The following is an 18,614-nucleotide window of genomic DNA, read 5'->3' on the forward strand; positions in this document are numbered from 1 at the left end:
GAAGCGCGACACCATCACCCCCTGCGAGGCGGCTGCCTCACCCGTCGGAACCGTAACAGATTCGTTACTGTCTATACCGGTATATGCAGACAGGGGACACGTCATGGATCCCATGCAGCCGGGGGCAGCGCCCCTACCCGAAGCAGAGGCACGGCGGCAGTTGCGTCGCGCCGTTATCGCAAGCACCGTGGGTACCACGATCGAGTGGTACGACTTTTTTCTCTACAGCACGGTAACCGGCCTGGTGTTCGCCAAGCTGTACTTTCCGGAATCCGATCCACTCGTTGGCACGCTGCAGGCGTTCTTGATCTACGCGGTCGGCTTTGTCGCGCGCCCGATCGGTGCGGCCATCTTCGGGCACTACGGTGACCGCATCGGCCGCAAGGCCACACTGGTGGCCACCTTGCTGCTGATGGGGCTGGCAACGTTCGCAGTGGCCTTCGTGCCGTCCTATGCGCAAATCGGGATCTGGGGCGCCGTTGCGCTGACGGTCCTGCGCTTCATCCAGGGGATTGGTGTGGGTGGGGAGTGGGGCGGATCGGTGTTGATGTCGATGGAATGGGCACGCTCCAACTCGCACCGCGGCCTGGTCGCGTCATGGCCGCAGTTCGGGGTGCCAGCGGGACTGTTCCTGGCCAACCTGGCGGTATTGGGCATGAGCTGGCTGGCCGGCGATCAGTTCGCGACCTGGGGCTGGCGCGTGCCGTTCCTCCTGAGCATCGTGCTGGTCGGCATCGGGCTCTACATCCGGCTGAACATTCTGGAGACACCGGTCTTCGCGCGGTTGCTGGCCGAGCATCGGATCGAGAAAACGCCGATGCTGGAAGTGATCCGGCGCCAGCCGAAGGACATCCTGTTGTCGGCCCTGGTGCGCATGGCCGAACAGGCGCCGTTCTACATCTTCACGGCCTTCGTGTTCACCTATGGCGTGATGACGCTGGGCATGTCGCGGGATCTGCTCCTGCTGGCTGTGCTCGCGGCATCGGTGCTCGAGTTCTTCACCATTCCGTACTTTGGACATCTGTCCGACGTGCTGGGCCGGCGCCGCATGTACATCGCGGGCGCGATCGCAGTCGGCGTGTTCGGCTTCCTGTATTTCGCGATGGTCGACACTCGCAACCCGATGTGGGTGTTCATCGCCATCGTGCTGTCGCTTGTCCCGCACGCGATGATGTATGGCCCTCAGGCGGCATTGATCGCGGAGACGTTTACAGGACGCCTGCGCTATAGCGGCGCCTCGATGGGCTATCAGCTAGCCTCCGTGATCGCGGGCGGCCCGGCCCCACTGATTGCCACGGCGCTGTTCGCCCACTATCACACCGGGTATGCCATTGCGGTGTATGTGCTGGTGTGCGCAGCGCTCAGCGTGTTCGCGGCCGTGAAGCTGCGCGACTATACGAACAAGGATATTTCTCGGGAGTATGACGACGCGGATGTCGCGCATGTCACGCACGCGGTATGACGGACGGGTAATCCGACCGGGGGACCGAACGACAATCGAGAAGAGGAAAGAAGAGGAAAGACGAGGAAAGAGGGAAGGGAAAAAGACCGGACCTGCCTGCTTTGGGCTGACTGGAAAGTGTCGAACAGATGTCGAACGTATGGCAGGTCCGGCGAGAAACAGTGAAACGTGCGCCGCAGCGAGTGCGGCGCGGGTCAGGATCGACCCGATGTCGGCTGCTGTGATGCACCCCTGCCCAGAGCGCGCAGGGGAAGGTCGGCCAGCACCTCGATGCGCTGGACTTCGGTCATGCTCTCCCAAAGACCGATCTCGACCGTGGTTCTACGGCAACCCTGGCAGTACTTGCCTGCCAGGTCCATGCGACAGATGTTGATACAGGGATTCGCGGCAGGCATGGTACGTCTCAGGCAGCCTTGCGCAGCGGCACGGCGGCGCGCACGCCGGCGATCCGTTCGTTGAACTTCGACAGGCGCCTGGAGCCCTTGCCGTCGAGTCCGCGCACGTGCAAGTTCAGCACCGTGGCGCCAGCGTTGTAGCAGTCGACGGCCTTCTGGATCTGTTCCTCCATCGTCACCGGGATGTCTTCCGGGAAGTCTTCCGGCATCCACTCGGGGCCATACGGCGCCACCGTGATAACAACCTTGTCCATGTTCTCAGGGTGCAGGGAGTCATCGAGGAACTGCATGCTGTGTCTCCTGTTGTTCGAATGCGTGTTTCGGTGGCGGAAGTATCGGCGAATGGCATTGAAATATTTGACGACCAGGGACACACGATTTACATTTCGGGACACTCAGGGAAAACACGATGTCCTACTTTCTTCGCAGTGCCAGCCTGACCAATTACATGGAAGTTGCGCGCGCCGTAGGGCTCGATCCGCACCAGATGCTGCGCGCCGCGAAGATCAACCGGGATGTGCTGCTGGACCCGGATATCCGCATCCCCGCAGCATCGGTGGCGCGTTTGCTCGAAGCGTCGGCGCGCGACGGGCACGCGGAGGATTTCGGGCTGCGACTAGCGGAACTGAGGCAGTTCTCGAACCTGGGGCCACTTGCCTTCGTGGTCCGCGAAGAACCCACGCTGCGCCGCGCGCTGGAGTCGATGGTGCGCTACATGGGCCTGCAGAACGAGTCCCTGGCAATGCGCGTGGAGGAGATGGATGGCCTGGTGGTGATCCGCCTGCAGATCCTCAGCGACCAACCCGCAGGCTCGATGCGGCAGGCCACTCAACTGGCCGCCGGGGTGATGTTCCGGATGCTCAGCATGTTTCTCGGGCCCGCGTGGCGCCCGCGCAGCATCTGCTTTTCGCACGCGCCGCCCGAAAGCCAGACCACATACCTGCGCGTGTTCGGGATGCCCGCGCTGTTCAATCAGGATTTCGACGGAATCGTCTGCGTGGCCTCCGATCTGGAAGCGCCGCTGCCGTCCTATGACCCGGTGATGGCGCAGCAGGTCAAACGCTACCTGGGCACGCTGCTGGCGCAATCGAATACCACCATGGCGGACAAGGTGCGCAAGCTCGTCTACGCATTGCTGCCAAGCGGCATGTGTTCGATCGACCGGGTGGCTCAGCACCTTGGCGTGGACCGGCGCACCATCCACCGCCGACTGGCGCAGGATGGCACCACTTATTCGCAGATCCTGAACGAGGCACGCGCAGGGCTGGCCACGAGCTACATCGAGAACCGCTCACGCCCGCTGTCCGAAGTTGCAACGCTGCTCGGCTTTTCGTCGCTGAGCGCGTTCTCGCGCTGGTTTGGCAACCAGTTCGGCTGCAGCGTTTCGAAGTGGCGCACAACGCGAATGGGCGAACAGGTCGAGGAAAACTGATCGCCCAGCAAAAAGCGGCCACACGGACGGAGGCCCGTGCGGCCAAGGGCGAATTTCGAATCGGACCAGGCGAGGGGAACGGGTAAAACTCGCCTGGCCGACTCACGCCAGTACAACCAAACGGTATCGCGTCAGAACTTGTGGCGAAGGCCCAGGCTCACACCCACCATGCTGCTCTGGCCGGTGCCGAGAATGTAGCTGTTGCCGGTGGCGCCGGTCGTGGCCAGCTGGTTCGTGTTCGCGGCGTCCAGCGTCAAGCCGGCATTCTTGGCGTATGCGGCGCTCAGGTACACGTCGGTGCGCTTCGAGAAGCTGTAGTCCGCCACGAAGGCGATCTGCCACGGATTCGGCGCGTGGGTGTTGTTGAAGTAGTCGCGCTTGAGGTTGTCGTAGTCATACTCCAGCGTCAGGCCCACAGCAGGCGTCACCTGGTAGTTCGCGCCGATCCAGTAGTAGTCGTCGCGCTGAAGCTGGGCGCCGGTACCGTTGTTATCGACCTTGCCCCAACGGTAGCCAGCCATGATCTTGGCGACCTGGCCGATGGCGTAGCTGCCGGCCACCGAAGCCTTCTTCAGCGTGGCAGTGGTGCCCTGGTAGACGCCGGCGGCGTTGTTGACCGACGGGTTCCACTGGTCATAGGCAATCGCTGCGCCGAACGGGCCAGCCGAGTACGTGAATGCGCCGCCGAAGGCGCTGTCGCGGCGGAATGCGCCCGGGACTTCACCGTTGCCACCGAAGGCGCTTGCACCACCCTGGATCGCCAGGTTCGGCACACCAGCACCGAACGAGAAGTGGGCCAACGCGGTCACCGGACCGAACACGCCCGTGTAGGCAATGGTGTTGTCTTCACGGAAGTTGTTGCCGGCCATGAATGCCGCCGGTTCATACTGCGTGGCATACGCCGTCGGCATGAAGTTGGCCATCGCCACGAACAGCGAGGTGTACTGGCGACCCAGCGTGATCTGACCGTAGGTGTTGTGCGAAATACCGACGAAGGCCTGACGACCGAACAGACGGTTGCTCTGCTGCATCGTGCCGTTATCGACGGAAATGCCGCTTTCCAGCACGAAGATGCTCTTCAGGCCGCCGCCGAGATCCTCGGTGCCACGAAGACCCCAACGCGAACCAGACAGGCCGCCGGAGTTCACGCGGAACACGTTGTTGCCGGCACCCGGGTTCGCGGTAAAGCCCGCAGCCGAGTACGGCGCCACATGGTTAGCGAATTCCAGGCTGGTGTCGAGCACGCCGTAGAGCGTAACGGCAGACTGCGCGTAAGCGCTGCCGGTACAGGCGAGCAGTGCGGCCAAGGCCATGCCCTTGAGCTTCATAGGTCAATCTCCTCTCTTTTTTCTCGATTGCTATTTGGGGGGTTCCCGTCGGAAATGGTTACTGCGGTTACTTCACTGGACAAAACAAAAAACGGTACGCCTCGGGCACGGTCAGGCGCGACGCATCAGGCGCTCCACGAGCGTCATCGCGTACGGCCATTCGCCGTAGCCCGCGGCGGGATTCAGATGGCCGACCTCGCCGAGATCAACCAGTTCGCTGCCCCAGTCGCGTGCCATCTGCTCCACGCGATCGAAGCGCGCCAGCGGATCGTTGCGGCTGGCGCCAACGATGCTGGGGAAGGGCAGGGGGCGACGCGGAATCGGCAGCCAGCCGTGCTCGTCGAGCGTGGCGTGTGTGGGGTAGCCGGCGGGCATCGGGTTCTCGAGGTCGGCCGGCGCGGCGAGCAGCGCGGCGCGGATCTTGCGGTGATGCTGGGCCGCCCAGTGGACGGTGATCATCACGCCGGCGCTATGCGCGACGAGGACCACGGGGCCATCGATCTCGGCCAGGGCTTCGTCCAGCGCGGCCACACGTGCCGCGCGGCTCAGCTTGTCATGCTCGAGCGGCTGTACCGATCGGGAGTTGGGAATCTGCGCCTGAAGCAGTGTCTGCCAATGCTCGGGCACGTGGTCGCGCAAGCCGGGAACGAACAGTACGGTGGTGTCAGCCAGAAAGTCCATTGCGAAAATCGGTAAGTGGTGTTGGGGTCAGCTATTGCCGGCGGCGGCACGCATACGCTCCAGGCGGTGTACGTCCGCGCTGTAGGTGCGACGCCCGATAACGAAGCAGACGGCGGCCAGCAAGCCAACCAGCGGCAGGAACTGCAGCGCGCCGCGCAGGCCGATGTGATCGGCGATCAGGCCGGTGAAGAACGGACCCGGCGCGAGCCCAAGCAGGTTGTTGACCAGCGTGAGCGTGGCAAACGCGGAGCCATGAATCGCCGGCGAGGTCAGGTTGGCCACCGCGGCGCTGGCGGGGCCGGCCGTGCCGCCTGCCAGCAGCATCCCGGCGCCGATCAGCACGAGCTGGGCCGTGCCCGGCGGCAACTGGAAGGCTGCGCCCAGCAGCACGCAGCACAGCACGCTGTAGGCGATGGCCACGATCCACTTGCGGGTCGGGATATGGCGGGAAATCCAGTCGGTAAAGGCCCCGCACATGATCATGCCGGCGCCACCAATCAGCACGAAAGCGGCGGCAGTCAGGCCGGCTTGTGCGCCGCTCATGCCGTAGTAGCGGCCGAAGTAGCTCGGCAGCCAGGCCAGCATCGAAGCCATGACGAACAATTGCAGCGCGCTGCCCACATAGGCGCAGAGAATCGAGCGGGTGGAGAACAGCGCGGAGACCAGCGGGCGAAGCTCCAGCTTGGCCTGCTTCTGGCTGGCGGAGACGTCCTCGCCAAGTTCCTGGCGGCGGGCCAGCAGGCCCTTTTCCGTAATCAGCAGGCGGTACAGGGCCACCAGGATCAGGCCGAAGATCGCCATGCCGGCGAAAGCAACGCGCCATCCGAAGTGGGCGGAAATCACACCGCCCAGCCCCATGCCCAGCACCGAGCCGAAAGCGCCACCGGCGATGAAGGCCGCGCTGAGGCTGGCACGCAGGTGCCGGGGGAATACCGAGACCACCACGGCGATGCCGACGCTGCCGTAGGCGGCCTCGCCAATACCAACGCAAAGCCGTGCGATGAACATCTCGCCGAAGGAGTTGGCCAGCGCGCAACCGAGCGTGGCCAGGCTCCAAAGCGCCGCCATCAGCGTCAGGCTGCGCACGCGGCCCCAACGGTCCGCCAGGATCGACAGCGGGAAGGTCAGCACCCCCACCATCAACGCAACGACGCCGCCCAGGGCGCCCAATTCGGTGTCGCTAAGTCCCCACTCGAGCTTGAGCATCGGGAACAGGGCATTCAAGACCTGCCGGGACATGTAGTCCGAGAGGAGCAACCCAAAGCTCAGTGCGAAGACCAGCCACGGGTAGTATCGCGACAGCCTGGCCTTGGCAGGCGCGCCTGCCATTGGCGCAAGGGTGGAACGGTATCCGTGCATGTCTGCCTCCTATATGACCCGTGACATCGTGATGACAGCATCGGGTCGTGACCGGCGAAGTATCTAGGATTGGCAGCCCACGGTTTGATCATTCGGGACAACGTTTTTGCATCTTGGGACAGTCGGGGAAAACGAGAGGATGCACGGAAGATGTGCTGTGACGCTTGCTTCATTGCAGAAGTCAACGCTCAGCCGTTGACCTGTCACAAGCTGGGGGCGGTATTGAGGATTGATTCCGGACAGACATGACGCGCAGAATTGTTATGTTGGAGCAAAAGAGGACAAAAATGCATTTGACATCCCCACATACCCTCTCACTGACCTTTCAGCCCAAATATTCATTGGCCATGCGCGCGTTGCACTGGCTGGTGTTCTTGGGCGCCGTGGTCGCGGTTGCGGCGGTGGAATTTCGCGACGTGTTCCCGAAGGGCAGCACCGAGCGGGCCGCGATGATGGCGATTCATGAGTCCGCGGGCATCACGATATTGGTGTTGATGCTGTTGCGTCTGCTGGTGCGAGTGAGCCAACCGGTTCCTCCGCCGCCGGCCGGGGACCCACGATGGATGGACCGCGCGGCAAGCGCCATGCATGTCGTGCTGTATGTGCTGATGCTGGCCATGCCGGTACTCGGCATGTTGGCGGTGGCGTGGAAGGGCAAGACCATTCCGGTCTACGGCCTCCAGCTGGCGCTGCCGCTTGCGATCAACGAGCCGTACTCAAAGCTCGCGAAGGAAATTCACGAAACTGGCGCCACGTTCGTGTACATCTTCGTCGGCCTGCACGCCGCAGCCGCCTTGTGGCACCAGTTTGTCCTGAAGGACCGGCTACTTCGCCGGATGATCTAGGCTGGCCACCGTCTGCTGCGACCACCCGCCGCCCAGCGCCTTGTAAAGGCCTGCGCGGCTGGTGAGTCTGGCCAGTTCGATCGTCACCATCTTCTTCTGCGCGTCGTAGAGTTGCCGCTGCGCATCGAACACCGGGAAGTAGTCATCCACCCCGTTCTTGAAGCGGATTTCCGCCAGTCGCTTGGTTTCGGAAACTTCCTTTGTCAGCGCTTCCTGCGCCGCGGTCTGCCGGTCGTAGGTGCCGCGCGCGGCCAGGCCATCGGCAACTTCCCGGAACGCACCCTGGATCGTTTTCTCGTAAGCCGCCACGTTGATGTCCTTCTGCACCGTGGCGATATCGAGTCGTGCCTGGTTGGCCCCGGCGTTAAAGATCGGCAGGGTGATCTGCGGCGCGAACGCCCAGGCCATGCCGCCCGTGAATAGCGAGGCGAGCGCCGTGCTGGCCACGCCGACGGTGGCCGTCAGCGATATTTGCGGGAAGAAGGCCGCCCGCGCCGCGCCGATGTTGGCATTGGCCCCCTTGAGCTGGTGCTCGGCCGCCATGATGTCCGGCCGTTGCTCCATCAGTGTCGATGGCACTCCGGCGGGCAACTCTGCCACATACGAACTATTCGCAAACGGTTGCGGGGGCGGCAGATCTGCCGGTAGCTGGCCGCCGATCAACAGCGCCAGCGCATTCTCGTCTTGCGCCACCTGTCGCGTGAACTGCTCCACATCCACCTGCGCGGTCTGCACCTGGGTCTGCCCGCGATGCATGTCGATCTCCGCCATGCCGCCGGCGCTCTTGCTGCGGCTGATCATCAGCGCGGCATCCTGCTGGACCTTGAGCGTTTCCTTCGACAGCCTGAGCAGTTCCTGGTCGGCCTGCCATGTCAGGTAAGCGCTGGCCACTTCCGCCACCAGACTGATCTGCGCGCTGCGCCGCACCTCTTCGATCGCCAGATATTGCTCCAGCGCCTCGTGCTTGAGGCTGCGCACCCGCCCGAACACATCGAGCTCGAATGCACTGAAGCCTACGCCCGCGGTCCAGGAATTGATCACGGCGTCTTGTCCGGGCGCGCGCAGATCGTTGTTCAGCCGGGTACTGGCAAAGCCTGCATTGGCGTTGATCGCTGGAAACTGCGCGGCACGCTGGATCCGGTACTGCGCGCGCGCCTGATCGATCGACAGCGTCGCGATACGCAGGTCACGGTTGTTCGCCAGCGCCAGCCCGATCAGCGTGCGCAGGCGTGGGTCGGTAAAGAAGTCCTCCCAGCCAAGACTCGCGGCGGGCGTGGCCTGTTCCGGCTGCGCCTGGCCCGTGGGCCCCGTGTTGGCGCTTTCATAGGCAGGGCCAGTCGGGTAGGCCTGCGGTACCGGCGACTCCGGGCGCTGGTAGGTGGGTTCCAGCGAGCAGGCGGCAAGCGCCAGCGGCACGAGGAGGGCAGGGGTCCAGCGCGGCGGGCGAATCAGGGGCATTGGCTTTCTTTTCATGGTTCATCCGGTAAATGCGCGACGCAGCAATTGCACGATGGCCACACGCGGGCGGCCGCGGTGCGCGATGTTGTGAGCCGGTTCGCCGAACAGCATCCGGATCAGCCGATGGCGTCCCGCCATGTCCGGAAACAGTTCGATGCCTAACAGATGGCCCTGCGTGCGCGCCACGCGGCAGGTCACCCAGCCCAGTTCGGAGAGCCAGACCGCTCCCGTGGCGCCAGCTTCCACCCGACCAGCGGCATCGCTGATCAGGCCGATGCCGTTGCACGACATGTCCTGCGTGACGCCATCGAATTCACGTGGCAAGCCGTCGCTGCCGTAAATGCAAAGGCGGGCACGCTCGCGGTGTGGAAAGCGCTCTTCCTTGCGCGGCCGGGGCAGTTCGAAACAGACCAGCAACGAGGCCAGGTACAGGATCATCGAGATCACGGTCCAACCGATGTTGAAGACCACACCGCTGGCCGTGCCGTCGGCGGCCACGGCGCGCCCAAGGCCCATGGCGGCCAGAACGAACAGTGCGCCATAGAACGCGGCGAACTTGCCGTGGACGACCAGCTTTGAACGGTCCAGCCCCTTGTTCGTGACCTTGAACGGCCTGCCGAACGGCTTGAAGATGGCACTGACCAGCGTTGCGGAAACCGCCATGGCTGCCACGATCTGCGTGACCTCGGTGAAGATCGGCATCGCACGCGCGCCTGTGATCCAGATGCTGTAGGCCCAGTAGAGCAGTAGCGCCGGCACGCCGAACGCGAGGAACTGCATTGGCTCACCGTACAGTGTCGGCACATTGAAATACCAGTACAGCAGCGGCCCGGCCAGCAGCATCAGCGTGAACGGGCGGCTCAACCAGTGCAGCAGCCCGTGCACATAGTGCAGGCGTTCGCGCAACGTGTAGCCGGGTCCGCGCAGCGGCCCGTCGGCAGTGAGCGCCACCTGGATCGTGCCCAGTCCCCAGCGGCTGCGCTGGCTGATGTATTCGGGCAGGCCCTCCGCCGACAGGCCCACGCTCAGGCGCTCATTGAGCCAGCGCGTGATATAGCCATGCGGCATCAGTTTGTAGGTCAGGTGAATATCTTCCGTCACGGTGCCGATCGGGAAGCCACCGATCCGGTCCAGCGCCTCGCGGCGTACGACAAACGATGTGCCGATGCAGAACGCGGTACCCCAGGCGTCCTTCGACGGCTGCATGACATCGAAGAATGCGCGCTGCTCGTCCACCCAGCACTCCGTGGAGCGAAGGTTGTATTGGATCGGGTCGGCGTTGTAGTAGAACTGGGGCGTCTGCACCACGCCGACCTGCGGATCGTCGAACAGCCCGACGATGCGTAGCAGGATGTTCCGGTTGGGCGCGAAATCGGCGTCGAGCACCATGATGAATGGTGCGCCGCCATCAAGTTCCGTGCTGTGCCGCAGACCGTTGTTCAGGTTGCCGGCCTTGGCGTGGGCGTTGTCGGGTCGGGTCACGTAGCGTGCCCCGACCTGATCGCAGAACTCGCGCAGCCAGTCGCGACGGGTGTCATCGAGCACCCAGACGCGGAAGTTCGGATAGTCGATATCCAGCGCGGCAACGATGGTCTTCTCGAGCACGTCGAGGCCCTCGTTGTACGTGGCGATGAAAATGTCCACCGGCGGCGCTTCCCGCCCGCGTCGCAATGCGGCCTCGCCGGCGTCAGCCTCGGCGCTGTGATCGGACGTGCGGGTCAGGATGACGATCGAGATCAGCGTGTACGCGATGGTCAGGCTCTCGAAGCCGAAGAACGCATGCGCCCACAGGCTCGGGAAGTCCATGCGCCATTCCGGCAAGGTGTCGGTGAACCGCCATACGTAATAGACCAGCAGCAGCACGCCGGCCGCGGCGCCGAAAAGCCAGCGATCCAGGGTGCGTTGCCGGTCGCCGCGCAGGCAGAGCAGGGCGATCAGGAATGCGCCGGCATTGATCTGCATGAGCATACGGCCATCGAGATACTCGGCAAACATCGTTACTCCTATCGTCACTCGTTGGGTGCGTTGGCGGGCCCATTGCCCGGGCCACCGACGGACGCCGTCGTGGCTGCGCAGTTCGCGCGGCATCCCCCCGGCTGGAACGGATTCCAGCCCGTGGCGGCCAGTACGGCCCAGGCCGTGGCGCCAAGGTGGGGCAGGTGGAAGTAGTAAAAGTCCTCGGTCTTCGAATCAGGACCGATCGACAGCCCCGTTTGAATCCGCTTTTCGGGCGTGGCGAAGAGCATTCCGTCCGGCGCGCGCTGCGACAACAACAGCGGCCAGAGCGGACCCGCCACATCGGCATGGTTGGTGGCCAGCAGCACCAGCGCAGCCTGGCCGGTGCCTTCCGTCCAGACGCCATCCGGATCGGCCTTGAAGCCGAATCCGCCATTGACGGCGTGCCGGGCGCGCGCCCAATCCAGGGAGCGCTGCCAGGTGCCGGCGGCGTCCGGGACGGCAATCAACGGCCACAGCGATGCATCGAGCGCCGACGGCCCGCCGTTCAGCGTCCGGCCGTCATCACGGGTGCCGATCGCGAACCGCCCCTCGCGCGACTGCCACATGCTCTCGACGAAGTGCCGCGCCCGCTCCGCGTCCGTGTTCCAGCGCGGATCATTGCTGTACCTGGCCAGCCAGCGGAACGCGGCGTAGGCATCGACGTTGTGCTCGGTGGACTTCCACCCCTGGCGCTCGGGATTCGGCTCGTGTCCGAAGTACCCGCCGATGTACGCGGCGGGACTGTCCGCGTTGAAAGTGTCCTTGTCGACCCATCCCATCAGCGCCTTGGCCCCGTCTAGATAGGCGGGCGCGCGCGTGGCCTCATATGTAGCCAGCAGAAGCAGGGCGGCCCAGACGACATTGCCGGTGGCGGTGCCCACCTGGTAGCGGTCCTCGAACCAGCGCTTGCTGGCGTCGTCCCACCAGCCCGGCAATGGCACAGGCCCGTTAGGTATCGCACCCGCCCGGTAGGCATTGCGCAGGCGGCCGTCATGGTAGTGGCGGTCGCGGCTCATCCCCGCCAGCACGCCATCGGCGATACGCCGTGCCGCATCGCGCTGGCCGCAGGCGATCAGTGCGATACCGGCCAGCGCGTTGTCATAGACGAAAGCCGATTGACGCAGCGGCGCCGGCAACGGCTCGCCACCGGGCGCGGGCTCGTAGCTGGCCAGCCATATCGGGCCTGAGCCCGGAACGGCCGCCACGCGCTGCGCCAGCGTCTGGCAACCGCTATCGCGCAGTTGCGCGCGGGCGTCGGCTGACGATGCCGCAAAGGCGGGCGATGTGGCCAGAATGCATGATGCGGCGAGGCAAGTAGCCAGCCGGATGCCCCCGGCTGCCAACCCCTTTGACGTATGACGCTGCACGGTTGTCTCCTTCCTGCGGGCGTTGCGTGAGTGGCTTCGCGCCTGCTCGATCAAACCGGATAGGCTCTGGTCAGATCAGGCGGGTGAACCACGGGCGATCGAGGCTGACCTTGGCCCAATGGCCAAGCGCGCACCGATCGGTACTGCCACTGCCGCGGTTGCGCAGGTCGGGCAGCGGCTTATTGAGCTTCGCGATCAGGTAAATCTCGTTCTTCTCGATTGGCGGGAAAGGAACGAAGTAGCGCGCCTGATCGCCTTCCGGGGCACGCGGCATGATCTCTGCGACGGTGCCCGGCTGCGGCGTGGGAACACCATCGACCAGCACGGTCAGCTTCGCGCCCGGCAGCAGATCCTTGCTGAGGCTGCGCGGGAACACGGCCACGACGTTGGGTTGGCTGCAGTTGGTGGTGCGCATCAGCGTGGCGCCGGCGGCAACCCGCGTGCCCGGTGGCGTCAGCACATCCTCGACGATGCCACTCGCGTACGCCTTGATATCGAGATTGGATACCCGTTCGAGGCGTTCCTGTTCCGCCGTCACGAGCTTGTCGACCTCGGCGCCGTACTGTTCCAGTTGCGTGATCTCGGCCTGCGTCTGCGTGATCTCGGCCTTCAGCTCATCCTGCTTCTGCGACAGCGCGCCCAGTGCGCCGTCCGCGCTTGAACTGAACACCTTGCTACGCGCTGCTTCGCTGCTGTTGCGCGCGCTGTCGAGCTCCGCCTGGATAGCATCGCGCGAACCGGCCAGCACGGTCAGCTGGTTCCGGGACGCATCGGTATAGGCCTGGCTGACCGCGCCCGCCCATTGCATGGCCTGATTGCGATTGACCACGTCCTCCTGCGCGTCGATCTGCTGCTTCGCTACCGCCAGCCGGGCCTCGATGCCACGCACGCGCGAGGCGTGCTCGCGATCCGCCGAGGCCGCGTAGCGCTTGATATCGCCACCCGTCGACGCCATGCGCGTCTGGTCCGCCTCGAGCTTCACCTTCGCGGCCTCCAGGCGCTTCTGGTTATCGAGTTGCTTCCCGGTCAGTTCCACCAGCAGCGCGCGGTCCATATTCGGGTTCTGCAACGCCATCAGTGGATCGCCCGCATTGAAGCTGCCGCCTACCGTCACGACTTGCTTGGTGACCACGCCTTCCACCGGCGTGGTTACGAGGGTGACAGGACTATTTACGATCGCGCGCTCGGACGACCGCGTGAAGATGTACGGGAACATCACCGACAGGACCACCCAGATGATGAACACCACCATCCCATAGCTGGCCAACCGAGGTACCACCCGCCATAAGGGCAGGCCTGGCACGCCCGCGCGCCGTTGCATCAGCGAGTCGTGGTGCGGTGGGTGTTGAGACGGTTTGACCCGTGCGGGTACCGAGTCCTTCTGGTCAACTTTCTTATCCATGCCGCCTCCGGATAAAAGGTGGGCCACCCGAGATAGCCAAAGCCATCGCGGTCAGCAATAGGCAACAAGCTGCCGCCACGCGAGCGAATCCCCACCCGCGCAGTGCGCAGTGCTTCGTCCCCCAGATTGTTTGTTATGCGCCGTTGCCCCGGGCCGTCACAACGCCGCCGGAACAGGCTTCTGGATCGATACCGCCGACCCGATGAATTCACGCGCCCCGATTGCCGATATGATTGTGGGCACGTGTAGATAGAGTGAGGCGCAAGCGCCAGAGAAACTCAGGACACAACATCACTTGATTGATGCGATGCAGCGCAGGAGCGTTTCAAAGTTAGACAAGTTGAGCCCTGCGTGCTGTAAGAATGTGTAAGGCCTGCATTTCAAGTCGCTTACAACGCGGCAAGTTCAGCGCTTGGCATTACACTTGCGCTGCGACACTCGAGAACGATAAGGAGCTTTGAATGACAGCGATCGTACTGGCGATGGATGGGTCCACCTACAGCCGACATGCGGCAACATGGCTCGCATCGACGACATGCCTGGCCCAGCCCCTGATCGTGCATGTGGTGCACGTGTCGCCGATACTCGGACGCACCGGATTCAGCGCCGTTGACTTTGAAACCGAGAATCGTGAAGAAGCACGTGTGGTGTTCGAATCGGCCAGAGGTCTGCTGGAAGGGCGAGTGAGCGAATTGCACGAGCACTGGCTGCGCGGCAATGCATCGGAGGAGATCCTTCGGTTCTCCACCGAGAACGCCGTGGACCTGATCATTGTGGGCGCCAAGGGCATTGGCGCGCTCCGGTCCTCGATCATTGGCTCGGTGGTATCGAAGATCGCGGCGCAGTCCACCGTGCCCGCGTTGATCGTCAATCCGAACGACCAGGAAGGCTAGGGCGGTTCTTCACATCCTGCCAGATGTGCCTGCATGGGCCTGCATGGGCCTGCATGGGCCTGCATGGGCCTGGTGGCGCTATCGGAATGAAGCGAGGCGGCTCTTTCTGGCCCGGGTGACGCAGACAGTACGAGTGGACGGACCAAGGCCGCGCAACGACGCCAGAAGCATTTTGATAGTGCCTGTTACAGATTGGCGCGCGTCGCCTATCCTGATGAGACTGCAAGGAGACGCATCATGTGCCGCTGGCTGGCTTACTCAGGCAATCCCATCCAACTGGAAACGGTGCTGTTCCGGGCCCAGCACTCGTTGATCGATCAAAGCCTGCATTCGCGGCTGGGCCACACCACGACCAACGGCGACGGCTTCGGCATGGGGTGGTATGCCAAGCATTCCGAGGAACCGTTCCGGTACCGTTGCATCCACCCGGCCTGGAACGACATCAACCTGCGCGAGGCGGCGCGCGCCATCCGGGCTGCGAAGTTCGTCGCGCACATCCGCGCGGCAACCGACACCCCGGCCCAGGAAACCAACTGTCATCCGTTCCGCTACGGTAAATGGCTATTTGCCCACAACGGGCTGATCCGCCAGTACCCGGAGGTCCGGCGCGAACTGATGCTTTCGATCGCGCCCGAACTGTTTCGCTGGATCGAAGGCTCCACGGACTCGGAGGTCATGTTCTATCTGGCGCTGACTTTCGGGCTGGAGCAGGACCCACGCGAAGCAATGGAAAGGACGGTGGGACTGGTGGAACATGTGGGGCGGCGCCATGGCGTCGAGTTTCCCGTGAACATGACCATTTGCGCGACCGACGGCGATCAGATCGTGGCGGTGCGGTATTCCAGCGAAGGGGACTCGCGCTCGCTGTTCCATAGCAATTCGTTTCGACACCTACGTGAGCTATATCCGGAGAATCCACGTATTGCCGCAGTGGGCGACGACGCCGTGCTGATCCTGTCCGAGCCTCTGGTGGATCTGCCTGGCGCCTGGGCGGAAATCCCGGAAGCCACGTTCATGCAAGCCAGACAGGGGACGGTCGATTACTACCCGTTCATCCCGACGTATTCGGAGCCTTGATGGATCGCCATGGCATGAAGCATGGATTCTCAGGCTTGGATCGAACAGGAAACACGGCCGCCGCGCCGTACTGTCCAAGCGCTCGGATCACAATGTTCGAGCGCAGTATCGCGATCACGACGCAGGATCTTGTGTCCGGGGCTGTGAGGCGCCCGGCAATCAGCGTGCTGCTCTCGCTGGATGACACGCCATTCTCCATTTCAATCAACGATGTGCCGGCGCCCAAAGCGCGGGCTTTTATCGTGCGAGAGCTTGCGCCGCGCGCCATCCAGGCCTTGAACTGCCAGCTTCTGAGCCTCAGTCTCGATCCCGGGCATCCGCTTTTCCTGTCGACACGCAAGGCATTGGGAGACAAGGAGTTCCTTGCGCTTCCAGACGGACCGCTGCGGGCCTGCCGCGATCCACTGCGCGAAGAACTGCTTGGCACCGTGCCTCGCCAGCCGGACGACCGGCTCATCGAAGCACTGTTGTCTTCGGCACCGGATTTCTCCCCCCATTTGCGGGAGAAATCGGCTTCGCGCCGCGAGGACCTGCTCGCGGAATTCGAATCGCTATGGACTGAGCCGCATCTCGCGAGCAAGCTGGCCACAGCGATGGACCTTTCGGTGAGCCGCCTGTCCCATCTATTCGTGGAGGAGGTCGGCGTACCGCTTCGGACCTATACCCTCTGGCGGAAGTACCGACACGCATGCGCCAGGCTGCAATCTCCTGGCAGCCTGAGCACGCTGGCGCAGGATTGCGGCTTCTCGGACGCCGCGCACATGACACGAACCTTCGTCAGCTACCTGGGTTTCTCACCGATCACGGTAAAAAGCCTGAGCCATATCCATCGACCGGCCGAAGCACACCGTGCCTGAGGTGGGGCAGCAGGGCGGGGGAATACCAGGAATCACTCGCGATGCAGCGCCCAGGTGAATGTATAGCCCTCCAGATGGACCTTCACGGCTTGTTCGATCTCGGCATCTGGCGCCACTAGTCGCACATCGACATGCAGACCGCGCTTTCCGCCCGCGCTCACTTCGACCGCTCTCAGCGCGCTGGACGCAATTGTCTCCAGCGCCGGTCGCAGCAGTAGCTCGGCGGCCTTGACCCGCAAAGCAGGCTTGAACAGCTTGCCGACGGCCGTAGTTGGCAACTGGTCCAGCACGTGGATCGCTTTCGGCCAGGCCGGCCGCTCCGCAATCCGCTCTTTGACAAAGGCATCGAGTTCTTCGAGATTGATGTCGGCACCAGGCTTTGCCACGACAAATACGACCGGCAATTCGCCTGCGTACTTGTCCGGCAGAGAAACGGCCGCTGCGAGGGCGACGGTAGGGTGCGTCATCATCGCCTGTTCGATCATTCCCGGATCGATGTTGTGGCCGCTGCGGATGATGAGGTCCTTTGCGCGTCCGGCGATGAAAAGCTTGCCCGCATCGTCGAAGTAGGCGAGGTCTCCGGTGTTCAGCCCACCCTCGATAAAGACTCCGGCATTCTGGCTCGGATCGCGATAGCCGCGCGAAACATGCGGCCCCTCGACAAACAGGACACCAACCTCATGCGGGTCGCAATCGTCCCCCAGACCTTGCTCGGCGTCCTGGCGTCGCACACGCAGCCTCGTGAACGGGAGCCGATAGCCCACGGAACCCACTGTCGGGCGCTGGCCTGCCGCATCCGCCGCCGTCGCACCACCAGTTTCCGTCATGCCAAGCAGCTCGTGAAGTTCGACGCCAACTACCTCGGCAAAGCGCCTTGTCACGCTGAATGGACACGATGCCGCCCCAGTCAGGCCGTATCGAATCGATGAAATATTGGCATCGACCGGGACGTTGAGCAGGGCGCCGAGAGCCGTCGGCACAGCGCCGAAAATCGTGATGCCGAACCGCTCAATGATCTTCCAGATCCCCATTACCATGGCGGGATTCCGGAATCCTTGGGCCGAGAGCATGATGATATGACCACCCGACAGCAGGACCGACAAGGTGCTCACGATCGTCCCGCCAACATGGAACAGTGGCATGCCGTTGGTCACCCGGTCATCCTTGCGCATGCCAAGCAGGCTTGCAGCCCCCAGCGCGGCGGCAAGTTGATTCTTGCTGGTATGCGCGACAAGCTTGGGCAGCCCGGTCGTCCCTCCGGTGTGGAAATACGCGACAACCGCGTCGCTGTCGCCCGAGGGCTCCCACGTTGCGCCGCCATGCGCGACACTGTCCGCCAGGACCGCATTGAAATCGATGGCAAAGTCTGGAGCAGAGCCCGGCCCGACTGCCACAAGATGAACATCCGGAAGATTCGCCCGGATCGCCGCGACGCGCTCCGCAATGCCAGGGATCTCGCCCTTCGGAAACACGAGAACATCGGCAGCCGAATTACGGACAAGATCGACGATCTCGTCAGGCTGAAGGAAGGGGTTGAGCGGCACCGCGAAACCGCAAGCTTCGGCGCCCCAGAGCACATAGTGCGTTTCGACGAAGGACGGCAGGATATAGGCCACGCCACAGCCCGAGCCAGCCAGTTCCGAAAAGAACCGCGCTGCCGCCGTAATGTTGTCCAAAAGCTCCCGATAGCTCACTGTCCGGGCCGGCCCATCCGCCGAATCGATGTAGGTCAGCGCCGGCGCATCGCCATGCCGCTGGGCGCTAGCGCGAATCGCGCCGTAAACCGTGCCACCGATCGCCGCGTTCCATGCCTGAACCGCGACGCTGGAGCGCTCCAGCGCTTCAATTTCCGTAAGGCTCGATACGGGAGGTATGCTGAATTCCATTGGCGTCTCCATGCTGTAGGTCGCTATCGTTGCTGTACTTTATGCAACAGGATGCTGACAGACCAGAGCGGCGGCGTCTTGAAGATTTCAGCTATGGACGACCGATCGTGCGCGTGATTTCAGGCGCCTATAGCACTTAACATAAGATAGATTATTGACACTGTTGGTATGTTC

Annotated in this window: 15 protein-coding genes and 1 pseudogene; 6 read left to right on the forward strand and 10 right to left on the reverse strand. The window is 63.4% G+C overall.

Annotation, left to right across the window (positions count from 1 at the left end; all coding sequences use genetic code 11):
* Positions 1–103: 103 nt before the first annotated feature.
* Positions 104–1,462, forward strand: a complete 1,359-nt coding sequence (locus D769_RS10355; RefSeq protein ID WP_008644739.1) for an MFS transporter — start codon at positions 104–106, stop codon at positions 1,460–1,462.
* 194 nt (positions 1,463–1,656) lie between these two features.
* Here D769_RS10355 and D769_RS10360 read toward each other — a convergent pair whose 3' ends face one another.
* Positions 1,657–1,857, reverse strand: coding sequence for a DUF1289 domain-containing protein (locus D769_RS10360; RefSeq protein WP_008644741.1), 201 nt, complete (start codon positions 1,855–1,857; stop codon positions 1,657–1,659).
* Positions 1,858–1,883: 26 nt separating this feature from the next.
* A pseudogene (locus D769_RS10365) lies at positions 1,884–2,147 on the reverse strand (3-keto-5-aminohexanoate cleavage protein); the annotation flags it as partial.
* 119 nt (positions 2,148–2,266) lie between these two features.
* Here D769_RS10365 and D769_RS10370 point away from each other — a divergent pair.
* Entirely contained in the window at positions 2,267–3,289 is a 1,023-nt protein-coding gene (locus D769_RS10370) for an AraC family transcriptional regulator (RefSeq protein ID WP_008644744.1), read from the forward strand.
* A gap of 131 nt (positions 3,290–3,420) precedes the next feature.
* Here D769_RS10370 and D769_RS10375 read toward each other — a convergent pair whose 3' ends face one another.
* The 3 genes from D769_RS10375 to D769_RS10385 form a co-directional block, all read right to left on the reverse strand.
* Positions 3,421–4,617: a porin gene (locus D769_RS10375; RefSeq protein WP_008644745.1), complete on the reverse strand. Its 1,197-nt coding sequence runs from the start codon at positions 4,615–4,617 to the stop codon at positions 3,421–3,423.
* A 111-nt stretch (positions 4,618–4,728) separates the two neighbouring features.
* The gene (locus D769_RS10380) at positions 4,729–5,298 is read right to left on the reverse strand and encodes an alpha/beta fold hydrolase (RefSeq protein ID WP_008644746.1); all 570 of its coding nucleotides are present in this window, start codon (positions 5,296–5,298) and stop codon (positions 4,729–4,731) included.
* 27 nt (positions 5,299–5,325) lie between these two features.
* Positions 5,326–6,657 (reverse strand): MFS transporter, encoded by a 1,332-nt coding sequence (locus D769_RS10385; RefSeq protein ID WP_040010979.1) that lies wholly within the window; start codon positions 6,655–6,657, stop codon positions 5,326–5,328.
* Positions 6,658–6,944: 287 nt separating this feature from the next.
* On the opposite strand from D769_RS10385, the gene D769_RS10390 reads away from it, so the two are divergent.
* Positions 6,945–7,502, forward strand: a complete 558-nt coding sequence (locus D769_RS10390) for a cytochrome b (RefSeq protein ID WP_052018075.1) — start codon at positions 6,945–6,947, stop codon at positions 7,500–7,502.
* Here D769_RS10390 and D769_RS10395 read toward each other — a convergent pair.
* From D769_RS10395 to D769_RS10410, 4 genes are all read right to left on the reverse strand, one after another.
* Entirely contained in the window at positions 7,482–8,960 is a 1,479-nt protein-coding gene (locus D769_RS10395; RefSeq protein WP_008644757.1) for an efflux transporter outer membrane subunit, read from the reverse strand. The genes D769_RS10390 and D769_RS10395 overlap by 21 nt on opposite strands.
* A gap of 18 nt (positions 8,961–8,978) precedes the next feature.
* Complete coding sequence (locus tag D769_RS10400) at positions 8,979–10,955, reverse strand: glycosyltransferase (RefSeq protein ID WP_008644759.1); 1,977 nt, start codon at positions 10,953–10,955, stop codon at positions 8,979–8,981.
* Positions 10,956–10,969: 14 nt separating this feature from the next.
* Positions 10,970–12,253, reverse strand: a complete 1,284-nt coding sequence (locus D769_RS10405; RefSeq protein WP_241227852.1) for a hypothetical protein — start codon at positions 12,251–12,253, stop codon at positions 10,970–10,972.
* Between the two features lie 142 nt (positions 12,254–12,395).
* Positions 12,396–13,727 carry a multidrug transporter gene (locus D769_RS10410; protein ID WP_017514482.1) on the reverse strand — a complete coding sequence of 444 codons (1,332 nt, stop codon included), beginning with the start codon at positions 13,725–13,727 and terminating at the stop codon, positions 12,396–12,398.
* A 461-nt stretch (positions 13,728–14,188) separates the two neighbouring features.
* On the opposite strand from D769_RS10410, the gene D769_RS10415 reads away from it, so the two are divergent.
* From D769_RS10415 to D769_RS10425, 3 genes are all read left to right on the forward strand, one after another.
* Entirely contained in the window at positions 14,189–14,620 is a 432-nt protein-coding gene (locus D769_RS10415; RefSeq protein ID WP_008644762.1) for a universal stress protein, read from the forward strand.
* A gap of 237 nt (positions 14,621–14,857) precedes the next feature.
* A complete protein-coding gene (locus tag D769_RS10420; RefSeq protein ID WP_008644763.1) occupies positions 14,858–15,697 on the forward strand; it encodes a class II glutamine amidotransferase in 840 nt (279 codons plus the stop codon).
* A gap of 92 nt (positions 15,698–15,789) precedes the next feature.
* Positions 15,790–16,554, forward strand: a complete 765-nt coding sequence (locus D769_RS10425) for an AraC family transcriptional regulator (RefSeq protein WP_234706976.1) — start codon at positions 15,790–15,792, stop codon at positions 16,552–16,554.
* 32 nt (positions 16,555–16,586) lie between these two features.
* Here the strand turns inward: D769_RS10425 and D769_RS10430 are convergent, their stop codons facing one another.
* Positions 16,587–18,452, reverse strand: coding sequence for an AMP-binding protein (locus D769_RS10430; protein ID WP_346773382.1), 1,866 nt, complete (start codon positions 18,450–18,452; stop codon positions 16,587–16,589).
* Positions 18,453–18,614: the final 162 nt, after the last annotated feature.

Origin of the sequence: Cupriavidus sp. HMR-1 (genome assembly GCF_000319775.1) — a bacterium.
Lineage (GTDB): Bacteria > Pseudomonadota > Gammaproteobacteria > Burkholderiales > Burkholderiaceae > Cupriavidus > Cupriavidus metallidurans.

Bases quoted from the DNA above. Each gene is read 5' to 3' on its own strand.
- D769_RS10355 (WP_008644739.1), top strand. From the start codon at position 104: ATGGATCCCATGCAGCCGGGGGCAGCGCCCCTACCCGAAGCAGAGGCA.
- D769_RS10360 (WP_008644741.1), bottom strand. From the start codon at position 1,857: ATGCCTGCCGCGAATCCCTGTATCAACATCTGTCGCATGGACCTGGCA.
- D769_RS10370 (WP_008644744.1), top strand. From the start codon at position 2,267: ATGTCCTACTTTCTTCGCAGTGCCAGCCTGACCAATTACATGGAAGTT.
- D769_RS10375 (WP_008644745.1), bottom strand. From the start codon at position 4,617: ATGAAGCTCAAGGGCATGGCCTTGGCCGCACTGCTCGCCTGTACCGGC.
- D769_RS10380 (WP_008644746.1), bottom strand. From the start codon at position 5,298: ATGGACTTTCTGGCTGACACCACCGTACTGTTCGTTCCCGGCTTGCGC.
- D769_RS10385 (WP_040010979.1), bottom strand. From the start codon at position 6,657: ATGCACGGATACCGTTCCACCCTTGCGCCAATGGCAGGCGCGCCTGCC.
- D769_RS10390 (WP_052018075.1), top strand. From the start codon at position 6,945: ATGCATTTGACATCCCCACATACCCTCTCACTGACCTTTCAGCCCAAA.
- D769_RS10395 (WP_008644757.1), bottom strand. From the start codon at position 8,960: ATGCCCCTGATTCGCCCGCCGCGCTGGACCCCTGCCCTCCTCGTGCCG.
- D769_RS10400 (WP_008644759.1), bottom strand. From the start codon at position 10,955: ATGTTTGCCGAGTATCTCGATGGCCGTATGCTCATGCAGATCAATGCC.
- D769_RS10410 (WP_017514482.1), bottom strand. From the start codon at position 13,727: ATGGATAAGAAAGTTGACCAGAAGGACTCGGTACCCGCACGGGTCAAA.
- D769_RS10415 (WP_008644762.1), top strand. From the start codon at position 14,189: ATGACAGCGATCGTACTGGCGATGGATGGGTCCACCTACAGCCGACAT.
- D769_RS10420 (WP_008644763.1), top strand. From the start codon at position 14,858: ATGTGCCGCTGGCTGGCTTACTCAGGCAATCCCATCCAACTGGAAACG.
- D769_RS10425 (WP_234706976.1), top strand. From the start codon at position 15,790: ATGTTCGAGCGCAGTATCGCGATCACGACGCAGGATCTTGTGTCCGGG.
- D769_RS10430 (WP_346773382.1), bottom strand. From the start codon at position 18,452: ATGGAGACGCCAATGGAATTCAGCATACCTCCCGTATCGAGCCTTACG.